At 65.9% G+C, this 12,259-nt stretch carries 11 protein-coding genes; 2 read left to right on the top strand and 9 right to left on the bottom strand.

The features are described from left to right. Positions 1-8 precede the first annotated feature (8 nt). The 9 genes from H1343_RS13860 to H1343_RS13820 all read right to left on the bottom strand — a co-directional run bounded on the left by H1343_RS13860 (position 9) and on the right by H1343_RS13820 (position 9,759). Positions 9-1,127: an ABC transporter ATP-binding protein gene (locus tag H1343_RS13860; RefSeq protein WP_185983441.1), complete on the bottom strand. Its 1,119-nt coding sequence runs from the start codon at positions 1,125-1,127 to the stop codon at positions 9-11. Then, entirely contained in the window at positions 1,124-2,146 is a 1,023-nt protein-coding gene (locus H1343_RS13855; RefSeq protein ID WP_185983440.1) for an ABC transporter ATP-binding protein, read from the bottom strand. The genes H1343_RS13860 and H1343_RS13855 overlap by 4 nt, the downstream gene beginning before the upstream one ends. Further along, on the bottom strand, positions 2,143-2,922 hold the full coding sequence (locus H1343_RS13850; protein ID WP_185983439.1) for a FadR/GntR family transcriptional regulator: 780 nt from the start codon (positions 2,920-2,922) through the stop codon (positions 2,143-2,145). The genes H1343_RS13855 and H1343_RS13850 overlap by 4 nt, the downstream gene beginning before the upstream one ends. A 325-nt stretch (positions 2,923-3,247) precedes the next feature. Beyond that, positions 3,248-4,114, bottom strand: coding sequence for an ABC transporter permease (locus H1343_RS13845; protein WP_185983438.1), 867 nt, complete (start codon positions 4,112-4,114; stop codon positions 3,248-3,250). A gap of 64 nt (positions 4,115-4,178) precedes the next feature. Beyond that, positions 4,179-5,237: an ABC transporter substrate-binding protein gene (locus tag H1343_RS13840; protein ID WP_185983437.1), complete on the bottom strand. Its 1,059-nt coding sequence runs from the start codon at positions 5,235-5,237 to the stop codon at positions 4,179-4,181. Between the two features lie 72 nt (positions 5,238-5,309). Beyond that, positions 5,310-6,371, bottom strand: a complete 1,062-nt coding sequence (locus H1343_RS13835; protein WP_185983436.1) for an ABC transporter ATP-binding protein — start codon at positions 6,369-6,371, stop codon at positions 5,310-5,312. A gap of 4 nt (positions 6,372-6,375) precedes the next feature. Then, on the bottom strand, positions 6,376-7,218 hold the full coding sequence (locus tag H1343_RS13830; RefSeq protein ID WP_185985738.1) for an ABC transporter permease: 843 nt from the start codon (positions 7,216-7,218) through the stop codon (positions 6,376-6,378). Beyond that, positions 7,215-8,483: a metal-dependent hydrolase family protein gene (locus H1343_RS13825; protein ID WP_185983435.1), complete on the bottom strand. Its 1,269-nt coding sequence runs from the start codon at positions 8,481-8,483 to the stop codon at positions 7,215-7,217. Before H1343_RS13825 ends, H1343_RS13830 begins: the two co-directional genes overlap by 4 nt. A gap of 43 nt (positions 8,484-8,526) precedes the next feature. Beyond that, on the bottom strand, positions 8,527-9,759 hold the full coding sequence (locus H1343_RS13820; protein ID WP_185983434.1) for a metal-dependent hydrolase family protein: 1,233 nt from the start codon (positions 9,757-9,759) through the stop codon (positions 8,527-8,529). Between the two features lie 191 nt (positions 9,760-9,950). Between H1343_RS13820 and H1343_RS13815 the strand changes: the two genes are divergently transcribed. Continuing rightward, positions 9,951-10,991 carry a CobW family GTP-binding protein gene (locus H1343_RS13815; protein ID WP_185983433.1) on the top strand — a complete coding sequence of 347 codons (1,041 nt, stop codon included), beginning with the start codon at positions 9,951-9,953 and terminating at the stop codon, positions 10,989-10,991. A 38-nt stretch (positions 10,992-11,029) separates the two neighbouring features. Then, a complete protein-coding gene (locus H1343_RS13810) occupies positions 11,030-12,253 on the top strand; it encodes a M24 family metallopeptidase (RefSeq protein WP_185983432.1) in 1,224 nt (407 codons plus the stop codon). Positions 12,254-12,259 lie beyond the last annotated feature (6 nt).

Raw genomic sequence — 12,259 nt, 5'->3', positions numbered from 1 at the left:
GTTGGCGGTCAGCCGGCAGCTGTCCGTGTTGCTTTCGCCGCGCCGAAATCGCCGGCCTGAGCGCGGCGATAGAGGTCGAGACGCTGTTCGCGCTTGGCGCTGACATGGGCGGCGGCGACGGGCGCGCTGCCGCCGGCATCGGCTATCTCGCGCCAGAAGTGGCAAGCGACCGAGCGTCCGCCCTCCACCACTGTCAGCGAGGGGTGCTCGCTGGAGCAGCGCGGGCGGGCATGGGGGCAGCGGGTGTGGAAGCGGCAGCCCGAGGGCAGCGCGGTCGGGCTCGGCACATCGCCCTGCAGGAGTTCGCGGGCGGTGCGTCGATGGACGGAAGGGGCCGGAATGGCCTTGAGAAGCGCCTGCGTATACGGGTGCAGTGGCGCGTCGTAGAGTTGGTCGACCGGCGCGAGCTCGACGATCTCGCCGAGATACATCACGGCCACCCGGTCGCTCATATGGCGGATCACCGCCAGATCGTGTGCGACGACGATGAGCGTGAGCCCGAGCCTTCCCTTCAACTCCTCCAGGAGGTTGACCACCTGCGCCTGCACGGAGACGTCGAGCGCCGAAACGGGCTCGTCGCCGACGATCAGCGTCGGCTCGCTCGCCAGCGCACGGGCGATGCCGATGCGCTGGCGCTGGCCGCCGGAGAATTCGTGCGGGTAGCGTTCGGCGAATTCCGGACGCAGGCCGACCAGACGCAGAAGTTCCGCGACGCGGTCGTTGACGGCCCGGCCGCTCGCCAGCCCGTGCAGACGCGCCGGCTCGCCGACGATCGCGCCGACGCTCATGCGCGGGTTGAGCGAGGCGAAGGGGTCCTGGAAGACGATCTGCATCTCGCGTCGCAGCCGGCGCAGCTCGCCGGCTGGGATCGCGGTGATGTCGCGGCCCTCATAGATGACGCTGCCTTCGCTCGGCTCGATCAGGCGAAGCAGGAGGCGCCCGAGGGTCGACTTGCCGCAGCCGGACTCGCCGACGATCGCGAAGGTCTCACCCTTGCCGACGGCAAAGGACACATCGTTGACCGCGTGGACGACCGGAGCGGTCTTGAACAGATTTCTACCGCCGCCGAAGCGTTTGTGCAGATGGCGGCCCTCGATGATCGGAGCGGGCGTGACGGTGGGGCTCATGCCGCGGCTCCGAAGCTTTCTTCAAGCGGCGCATGCCAGCAGGCCGCATGATGGCCGGGCCCGAGCTCGCGCAGCGGCGGCACCTCGGCGGCGCAGTGTCCGTCGCCGAATGGGCAGCGATCGACGAAGCGGCAGCCGGCGGCCATCTCGGCCAGCGGCGGAACCGAGCCTTCGATCGTGGCGAGGCTCGCTTCGCGGCGCCCGAGTGAAGGCATCGAGCCGAGGAGGCCGATCGTGTACGGATGCTGCGGGCTGTCGAAGATCTGGGCGACCGGACCCTGCTCGACGATCCGCCCGGCGTACATCACCGCCACCTCGTCGGCGACTTCGGCGACGACGCCGAGATCATGGGTGATGAGGATCATCGCCGTGCCGGTCTCCTCCTGCAGACGCGAGACGAGGGCGAGGATCTGCGCCTGAATGGTCACATCGAGCGCCGTGGTGGGCTCGTCCGCGATGAGGAGCTTCGGCCGGTTGGCGAGCGCCATCGCGATCATCACGCGCTGGCGCATGCCGCCCGAAAGCTGATGCGGGAAGGCATCGAGGCGCTTTTCGGGCGCCGGGATGCGCACCCGTTCCAGAAGACTGAGCGCCTCGGCTCGCGCCTCCGCCTTCGACTTCTTCGAATGGCGGCGGATGCCCTCCGATATCTGATGGCCGACCGTGAAGGCCGGGTTCAGGGAGGTCATCGGCTCCTGGAAGATCATCGCGATCTCGTTGCCGCGCAGGTCCGAGCGCTCGCGTTCGTTCATGGTGAAGAGGTCGCGGCCCTCGAACAGCGCCCGACCGCTCTCGATGCGGGCAGGCGGCGTCGGTAGAAGCCCCATCAGCGCCAGCGACGTGACGCTCTTGCCGCAGCCCGATTCACCCACGATGCACAGGGTCTTTCCGCGCCGCACCGAAAACGAGATGCCGTCGACAAGATTGGCCGGCGCGTTGGCCGAGAAGGAGAGCGAGAAGTTCTCGACCGACAGGAGCGGTGCCCCGGCAATGTCGGAAGGGGCGGCGGAGGCGGTCATGCGTCCGTCCTTTGCAGATGAGATGCGGGCACGATTTCGTCGTCGGTGGATGGCTGCGGTGCCATCGGGGCGATGTCGCCCGCGATATGGGCGCGCAGGTTCGCGTCGATGGTGCCGAGGTGGCGGAGCATCGCCCGCTCGGCACCCGCGCCGTCGCGCCGTGAGATCGCGGCGACGATCTCGTCGTGCTCCGCGAAGATGCGCGCCCGGCGGCTTTCGGTCCGGGTGGAGGCACGCAGATGGCGCCATTCGGGCTCCTGGCGGATGCGCTGTACGACATCGAGGATCGACATCATCATCTGGTTGCCTGCCGCCTGCGCGATGCGGCGGTGCAGCGCGCTGTCCCACAATTCCCAGCCATCGTCGTCCTTGGCCGTCTCGGTCTTGTGGGCGAGGCGCTCCAAGGCCTCGATGTCCTCCCGCGTGGCCCGCAACGCGGCCAGGCGAGCCAGGCCCGGCTCCAGCAGAAGCCGCGTCTCCATCACCTCGGCGGGGCTCGTGCGGCCCAGGAGGCCGTTCAGATCAAGAGATGCCCGCGAGGGACGACTGCCGACAAAGGTTCCCTTGCCTTGCTGTCGCCAGATCGTGCCCTCCGCCTCGAGAACCTCCATCGCCCGCCGAATGGCACGGCGGCCGACCGACATCGAAAGGGCGAGCTCCCGCTCCGACGGAAGGGGGATATCCACGCGGTTCCGATGCTCGTGGATCAGCGCGCGCAGTCCTTCGAGCGCGAGCGAGGAATTCGTTACCGAGCGTGGGGCGAAGGACGTTGCCAATCGAGGAGCGGAACCATTTAGTCAAAAGGTCACCCATGCTCGATCGGTACCGCGTCGCTGTCAATCGGCCGCCTGCTGAAGAAGAGGGCTCTAGTCTCACCAGACTGCATGCGCGCTGTGCATCGGCGGATTTTTCCACCGCGGTTCGTCTCCGCCATGAGATGCCCTGCGTTTACGCTTCCCATTGGGGCTCTCTTCGGCGCGATCAGAGGTTCGCCCGCGTCCGCGGCGACATGCCGAATCGAGGCAGCGTGGGTGTGCGATGGAATCGCCTACAGCAAGCTTCAGGCCCGAGAGCATTCGGCCTCACCCGGGTGAGGGCGGCTCAGCCCTCCCGGAACTTCTGGCGCGTGATGACTCCGACGAGAAGTGTCAGGAGCAGCGTCGTCGCCATCAGGACGAAAGCGACTGCGGCCGCGCCCGGCCAATGGTTGAGCTGGAAGCGGCCGTAGACGAGCGGCGCCATCATGTTGAAGCTCGGGCCACCCAGCAGTACCGGCGTCGCGTAGGCGTTCATCGCCAGGATGAAGGTCAGGATCGTGCCGGCCGCGATGCCGGGCAGCGCCAGCGGAAGGAGAACGCGCCGCGCCATCGTCAGCGGCCGTGCGCCCATCGAGAAGGCGGCCTCCTCGACATTGCGGTTGATTCCCTCGAGCACGCTCTGCAGTGATAGGACCATATAGGGCAGGTTCACTGCGATGATGCCCACGATCACCGTTCCCTCTGTGTACATGAAGTCGGTTGGGCCGTTGGTGATGCCCCAGTCCATCAGGGTTACGGAGAGGAGCCCCCGGCTCCCGAGGAAGCTCATCCAGCCGGCGGCGCGGACCGCGTTGCCGACGAACAGCGGCACCACGATGCCGATGATCATCAGGTTCTTGTAGCGCGAGGTGGAGCGAGCCAGCACGTAGGCCAGCGGAAAGCCGAAGACGAGGCAGATCGCGGTTGCGATCAGCCCGACCCGAAGCGTCGTCAGATAGGCGTTGAGGTAGTAGGGGCTGGTGAAGAACTCCACGTAGTTGGTGAACGTGAAGGTCTCGATCATCAACTCCATCGGGTCGTACTGATTGAAGCTGTATCGCAGAAGATAGAGCATCGGCCCAATCACCCCGAGGCCGGCGATGAAGGTCGCCGGCCCGATCAGCGATGCGGCCGTCAGCGTCCTGGATTTGCGGGCGGCGATGTCGCTCATAGTCCGTCCCCCGTATTTCGGGATGGTCTGAATACGAAATGGTTGAGGGACGGGCCGTGCATGGTCAGCCGATGAATTCCTGGTCCCACCAGGTTTTCAGGTCGAGATCGTTCTCGGAGAAGAACTCGAAGTCCATTGGGTTCATCGCTTCAACCTCTTCAGGCGTGAAGCCGACGCGCGCCTGCAACTCGGCCGGCAGCTCGACATTCGTGGTGCCGGCGTAGCCCATGTTCTCTGCGAAGCCGATCTGCGCGGCCGGATCGAGCAGCGCGTTCAGATAGGCGTAGGCACCGTCCGGATTGGGGGCGTTCTTGGGAATGACGAAGCCCGAGACGTAGGGCACCATGCCTTCCGAGGGCACGACAGCCTGAACGTTGATCCCCGCATCCTGCCATTGCAGGGCGCGCGCCTTCCACATCGGGCCGGCGTCGATCTCCTCTGTCTGAAAGGCTTGAGCGAAGGCCTCGTTGGTCGGGTAGACCCTTACGCCGGCCTGGCGCAGCTCCATGAGCAGAGCTTTCCCCTCGTCCACGGCCGTTACGGAACCGCCGGCGATCAGCGAGGCGACCGCGATGTTGTGGCGATACTGGATGTCGATGATGCCGAGGCGGCTGCCGAGGTCCGGGTTGAAGAGATCCGCATAGGCGGCCGGCGCGTCCATCTTGTCCGGGTTGTAGAGCAGCACCATGCCGGAGAAAATCTGCGGGATGCCGTAGGCAAGGCGCATGTTGGGCAGGAGGTTCGCGGCATTGGGAATCTTGTCGAAGTCGAGTTCCTCGACCAGCCCCTGCGAGAAGACCTGATACATCGAGCCGTCCTGGAGGCCGTTCGTGTCGACCGAACCGCGCGGCAGCCGGCGCTCGGCCAGCATCTTGGCGCGGCGCTCGGGGTCCCCCGCCTGATCCTGGATGATCTGGTAACCTGCAGGCTCCATCAGCGGCCGGTCGATGTTCTCCGTGAGGAGGCGCGCATAATCGCCGCCCCAGGTGCCCACGACCACACGGCCGCCGCCCTGCGCGAAGGCAGAACGCGAGGGCAGGATGAGCGAGGAGGCGGCGACGCCGGCCGTGCCGGCCAGGAAGCTGCGACGGCTGATCGAAAATCGGTTCGTCTGTCTGGTCATTCTCGTCATCCTGTTGGTTGTTGACGGAAAGGCACTGAAACGAGGTCTGCGGGTAATGCTTGCCAAGTGGCCTCAGGCAGCGGAGGCGGAGAACACGGGAACGTCGCGCGGGAAGGTGATCGAAACCTCCTCGCCCACGGCGGCTCCGCTGTGGCGCCCGCTGTTGACCACCTGCGCGATGACGCGATCGGTCTCGTTGAGCCTCACCTCGACATCGATCGAACTGCCGAGATAGGAGATGGACTCCACCTGTCCGCGATAGGTGTTGCCGCCCTGCGGCTCCATCCCGGCTCCCTTGGCAAGGGTCACACGCTCGGGGCGCAACGCCAGAACGGCCTCGCCCACAAGACGGCGATCCGTCTCGACGGTGATGCCGCCGCTGCTGACGAACTGGCCGTTCTGGAAGCGCCCCTTTATGAAGCTGGAGCGTCCGACGAAGGAGGCGACGAACTCGCTGTTCGGATCGTCGTAGAGTTCGCGCTGCGTGCCGAGTTGCTGGACGCGCCCATCCTTCATAACGACCATCCGGTCGGCCATGGTCAGCGCCTCCTCCTGGTCGTGGGTCACCATGATGGTGGTGATGCCGAGGCGCTGCTGGAGGTTGCGGATCTGGTGTCGGACCTCGTGACGCAGCTTGGCGTCGAGGTTGGAGAGCGGTTCGTCCAGAAGGAGGACGTCCGGCTGGAAGGCGAGCGCGCGGGCCAGCGCCACGCGCTGCTGCTGGCCGCCGGACATCTGGCGCGGATAGCGGTCGGCCAGATGCCCGAGTTGCACGAGATCGAGGGCTGTCGCCACCTTCTCGGCTGTCTCGGCCTTTCCGATCTTGCGCATTTCCAGCCCGAAGGCGACGTTCTGCGCCACCGTCATGTGCGGGAACAGGGCGTAGTTCTGGAAGACGAGCCCCGTCGAGCGCTTCCAGGGCGGCAGATGGGTGACGTCCGCGCCACCAACCGTGATCCGCCCTTTCGTCGGCTCGATGAAGCCGGCGATCATGCGCAGCGTCGTCGTCTTGCCGCAGCCCGAGGGCCCGAGAAGCACGAGGAATTCACCGTCCGCGATGTCGAGATTCACGTCCTCGGCGGCCTGAAACTCGCCATAGTGCTTGGACAGCCCCTGAAGATTGACGCCAGCCATATCGCTACACCACTCGGCTAATTCGGACGAAACGGTCGGTGATCAGCATCGCGGCGATGATGATCAGGATCTGGAGAACGGAGATCGCGGCGATCGTCGGATCGATCTTCCATTCGAGATACTGGAGGATTGCGATCGGCAGCGTCGTCTGGCCCGGCACCACGAGGAACAGGCTGACCTCCAGGTTGCCGAAGGAACTGACGAAGCCGAACATCGCCCCCGCGACGATGCCGGGCAGGATGGCGGGCATGGTCACGCGCCGGAACGCGGTGAACGGCGTCGCCCCGAGGTTCATCGCGGCCTCTTCCTGCGTGCGGTCGAAGCCGATGAGGCTCGCGGTGATGAGCCGCACGCTCCACGGGATCACGAGGAGGATGTGGCCGAAGACAAGGCCCCAGAAGGAGCCCATCAGCGGCAGGCCGGTGGCGATCTCCGTCTCCACCTGGAAGATGTAGAGCGAGAAACCGAGCACGATGCCGGGGATGACGAGGGGCATCAGCAGAAGGTTCGAGATCGCCCCGCGCCCCATGAATCTGTAGCGCGTCAGCGCGATCGAAGCGGGGATCGCAACGAGAAGCCCGATGACGGTCGCTGCGATGCCCACCTGCGCGCTGAGGACGAAGGCGTCGATGAAGCGGTCGTTGGCGATCGCCTGACCATACCACTGCGTCGAGTAGCCTGCCGGCGGATAGGTGGGGATCTCCTGCTCGTAGAAGGAAAGCCAGGTGACGAAGATCAGCGGCAGCAGCAGGAACAGGAAGGCGAGCGCCGCAATCCCGTTCAGCGCCCAGCGGCCGAGCCGGCGCCCGCCGAGGAAACTCCCCGCGCTGGCGCGTGCCGCGCTCACGCGGCTTCCCCGAGACGGTTCTTGTAGAAGGCGCCGCCCTTCACGATCGCGGCGAGATGCCTGCCCTGGCCTTCCAGCAACGTGATGTCGACGAGCGGATCGCCGTCGACGACGATGAGGTCGGCCCATGCACCCGGCGCGATCGTGCCGAGCTGGCCCGGGCGGCGCACGATCTCCGCGCCGATCGTCGTCGCGGACCGGATCACCTCGATCACCGGCTGGATCTCGCTGCGGATCGAGAATTCGCGGCTCTGGTCCTCGGCCAGCGCGCCGAGAAGGTCCGACCCGTACCCGACCTTGACGCCAGCGGCCTTGCAGATCTCGAGGGAGCGATAGCCGCCCTCGATCACCATCTCGTTCTTCTCCAGCATCTCCGGCAGCATGCCGTAGTCCGCCGCGCGCTCCTTCATCGCGACATAGGCGACGAGGTTCGCGACGAGATAGGCGCCGTTCTCCGCCATCAGCTTCGCGGCGGCCTCGTCGACGAGGTTGCCGTGCTCGATGGTGCGCACCCCGAGGTTCACCGCCCGCGTGATCGCGCTTGCCGAATAGGCATGCGCCGCCACGTAGCGGCCGAAGGCCTCGGCCTCCTCGACGGCCGCGCTGATCTCGGCGTCGGAGAACTGTTCCGACATCAGCGGGTCGTACGGGGAGGCGACGCCGCCCGAGACCATGATCTTGATGTGGTCGGTTCCCTGGCGCATCTGCTCGCGCACAGCCTTGCGCACCTGGTCCTCGCCGTCGACGATGAGCCGCAGGAAGGCCTGCCCGTTGCAGCACAGGCATGGATAGCCCGGATTGGTGCGGCTGCGCCCGTCGCTGTGGCCCCCCGTCGGCCCGATGGAGCGCCCGGCGATGAACAGGCGCGGGCCGGGGATCAGCCCCTGCTCGACGGCCTGCTTCATGCCCCAGTCCGTGCCGCCGGCGTCGCGGACCGTGGTGAAGCCGCGATCCAGCATGTCCTTCAGGCGCTTGGCACCACGCGCTGCCGTCAGCGTCAGCGGGATGTCCTCCAGCTTCCGGGTGAAGACCTCGGAATGCATCGAGTGGACATGACTGTCGATGAGCCCCGGCATGACCACGCGGCCGCCGCAGTCGACCACCTGCGCCGAAGCGCTCTCGATGGGCCTGTCGGAGACCTCGCGAATCTTCTCGCCCTCGATCAGGATCTCGTAACCGCCGCGCGTCTCGTCGAATGCGGGATCGAGAAGGCGCAGGTTCCGGAAAAGCAGCGGCGTGCCCGTCTTTGCGTCCGTCTTCGTCACTGTGCGGCTCCTCCGCGATGGGCGTCTCTTGCGGGGATGGGCATCAGAGCGTGCATTTGTGGAACACCCCGTCCTTCATGATCGCCTTGAGGTGCTGGCCCTGACCCGTCAGGAGTTCGAGGTTCTGCAACGGGTCTCCGTCCACCACGATGATGTCCGCGAGCGCGCCCTCGCGCAGGCAGCCGATCTCGCCCTCCTTTCGCAGAAGGCGCGCGCCGATCGTCGTCGCCGAGCGGATGATGTCGATCGCGGGAAGAACCTCAGCGCGGATGGTGAACTCACGGCTCTGGTCGATGCGCAGGCCACCGAGAAGATCGGAGCCGTAAGCGACCGGCACGCCGGCTCGCTTGCAGATTTCGAGCGAGCGCAGCCCGCCCTCGATCACCATGTCGTTCTTTTCCAGCATGTCGGCCGTCATGCCGAACTCCGCCGCGCGCTCGCGCATCGCATAGTACGCGACGAGATTGGCCACCATGAACATGCCCTTCTCGGCCATCAGGGCGGCGGAGGCCTCGTCGATGAGGTTGCCGTGCTCGATGCAGCGCACGCCGTTGTTGGCCGCGCGCGTGATGGCTTCGGGCGTATAGGCATGGGCGGTCACATAGCGGCCGAAGGCATTCGCCTCCTGGACGGCCGCCTGCACCTCGCGCTCCGAGTATTGCAGCGAGTAGAGCGGGTCGTAGGGAGAGGCGACGCCGCCCGACATCATGATCTTGATGTGGTCGCAACCCTGGCGCATCTCCTCGCGCACGATACGGCGAACCTCGGCCTCGCCGTCGGCGATGCCCATGGCGAAGGACAGGACGTTGCAGCACGGGCAGCCGATCGACGTGTCGGTGCGTCGACGCGCATCGCTGTGACCACCTGTCGGCCCGATCGCCCGGCCCGAGATGAACAGTCGGGGCCCGGTGATCAGACCCTGCTCCACGCCCTGCCGAAGGCCCCAGTCTGCGCCGCCCGTGTCACGCACGGTTGTGAAGCCGCGATCGAGGATCGCGCGCATCTCGTTCATGGTGTGCGCCGTCATCAGCGTGATCGGCATCGCTTCGAGATTGCGGAGATAGACCTCGCTGAAGACCACGTGGACGTGGCTGTCGATGAGGCCCGGCATGAGGGTGCCGCCACCGCAATCGACCACCTCGGCGCCGGTCGCCTGCACCTCACCCTCGCGGATTTCCCGGATACGGCTGCCCTCGACGAGGAGGGAATGGCCGCCGCGCAATTCACCCACCTCGGGGTCGAGCATCGCGAAATTCTTGAAAAGGATCTGCCGCAACCCGGCCCCCTCAAATGGTGAATGCCCAGCCAGACAAGGCTTCGGGCGCAGTTCCGGACATGTTTCGACGTCGCTTGCCCGACCGTGATCCAGGATGGCGAAGCCGACTTGCCACGACTATGCATACAGATAATATGCAACGCAATAGGCGTTGCATGAGAATGACGCAGCGCACAAATTCGAGGCATTCGATGACGAATTCGAAGCGAAAGCCGCTGCCGGCAACGGTTCTCACCGGCTTTCTCGGAGCCGGGAAGACGACGCTCCTGCGAACGATCCTGGCTACTCCCGAAGGCGAGCGCATCGGTGTCCTCGTCAACGATTTCGGCGAGATCAATATCGATGCCGCGCTGATCGTGGAGGGCACGAGCGAGAGCATTTCGCTGAGCAACGGCTGCGTCTGCTGCACCATCCAGACCGAACTCGTCACGGCGATCCGCGACCTCGTCGCCTCGCGCCCGGACCTCGACCGCATCGTCATCGAGGCAAGCGGCGTCTCACGCTCGCTGCCGCTGGCCGACACGCTCCTGTCGGACGAACTCGCCGACGTCGTCTCGCTGGACGGCATGTTCTGCCTCGTCGACGCGGCCTCGTTTCCCGAACTCGACTATGCGACGACGGAACTGGCGATCGACCAGATCACCGGCGCCGATCTCCTGATCCTGAACAAGGTGGACCTCGTGCCCGACGACGAAGTGGAGCGCCTGGGCGGGCAACTCGCAGGCCTTATGCCGGCGCTGCGCATCGTGACCTCCCGGTACGGCGATGTCCCGCGCGAAATCCTGTTCGGACCGGCCCGCGCCGAACGAATTGCGCGCGGAGGCGCCACGGGCCAACTTCCGGGCCATCGCTTTGCGGACCACGTCCACGGGCCCGATTGCGGATGCGGCCATGACCACGATCACGGATCTCACACCGATGCATTTGTTTCCTGCTCCTGGGAAACGGAAGAGCTCCTCGATGAAGCGGCCCTGCGCGCGGCATTGCGCAAGATCGGCCGTGGCCTCCTTCGCGCGAAGGGCCTCCTGCGCGCGCGGAGCCCGGACGGCACCCAGACGCTCTACGAGTACCAGCAGGTCGGCAAGCGCAGCCGCCTGACCGCCGTCGACCTCGATCCCGGTCCGGCCAGCATCTTCGTGGCGATCGGTCCGCGAGAGACGATGAACGGCGCGGCGATCGACCGAGCGCTCGACGCCTGCCGCGCCCAGACTGTCGCGGCCGACGCGACCTGAACTCGAAACCAGACCCCAAAAAACGGAGAACCGAACGGATGACCATCGGCGTGGGCGGCTCGACCGCAGAAGCGGAATTCTCGAACATGCGGGACATGACGGCCGGCATCGTGCCGATCGACAATTCCGACCGCGAGGCGCGCCTTGCGAAGGCACAGGCGCTGATGCGCGAGCAGGGCATCGACGCGCTCTATCTCGATACGACGGTCAACCTGAACTACTTCACCGGGCTGAACCTGAAACTCACGGAGCGCCTGCACGGCGCGATCCTGCCGGCCGACGGCGCGATCACCTATCTCAGCCCCGCCTTCGAGGAGCCGAAGACGCGCTCCATGCTGAAGATCGAGGGTGACATCCGCGTCTGGGAGGAGCACGAGGACCCCGGCGCGCTGGTTATCGACACGATCGAAAGCCTCGGCATTCCGAGCGGCCGGCTCGCGATCGATCCCAACGCTCCCTTCTTCAACGTCGACGGGCTGCGGCGCGCCGGCAACCGCTACGAGCTTGTGAACGGCGCTTCCATCACTGGTGCGTGTCGCTCCGTGAAGTCAGAGCGGGAGATCGCGCTGATGCAGCGCTCCAACGAGATCACGCTGGAAGTGCACAAGGCAGCCGCGCGCATCCTTCGCGAGGGAATCGGAACGGTCGAAGTCGAGGAGTTCGTGCTGGAGGCCTATCGCCGGCTTGGCGGCAAGGCGCCCCAGTCGGGGCGTCCGATCGTCCTGTTCGGCGAGGCAACCGCCTATCCCCACGGCGTCGACTATCCGCAGACGTTGAACGACGGCGACATGGTGCTCCTCGATCTCGGCTGCTTCGTCGCCGACTATCGCTCCGACATGACGCGCACCTACGTCTTCGGCGAGCCGACGCCGCGGCAGCGTGAGGTCTGGGATCTCGAGAAGGCGGCGCAAGCGGCAGGCTTTGCGGCTGCAAAGCTCGGCGCGCCATGCGAGGCGGTCGACTATGGTGCCCGCGACCTGATCGAGGCGACGCCCGGCTACGAGAAGGAGTACGGGGCGCCTGGCCTCACACACCGCACCGGCCACGGGATCGGGATCGAAGTCCACGAGGAAAGCTACATCGTTCGCAACAACAAGCGACCGCTCGAGGTCGGCATGTGCTTCTCGATCGAACCGATGATCTGCATCTACGGCGAGTTCGGCATCCGGCTCGAGGATTGCGCCTATATGGCCGAAGATGGCGTGCGTTGGTTTACGCAGCCGTGCCATAGCGTCGAGGATCCCTTCGGCTACGAGGCCTGAGGGGCC

This window comes from Aureimonas mangrovi (genome assembly GCF_014058705.1).
Classification (GTDB): domain Bacteria; phylum Pseudomonadota; class Alphaproteobacteria; order Rhizobiales; family Rhizobiaceae; genus Aureimonas; species Aureimonas mangrovi.
Note: the sequence above shows the minus strand (reverse complement) of the source record. Positions and strands in the feature narration are given on the sequence as shown.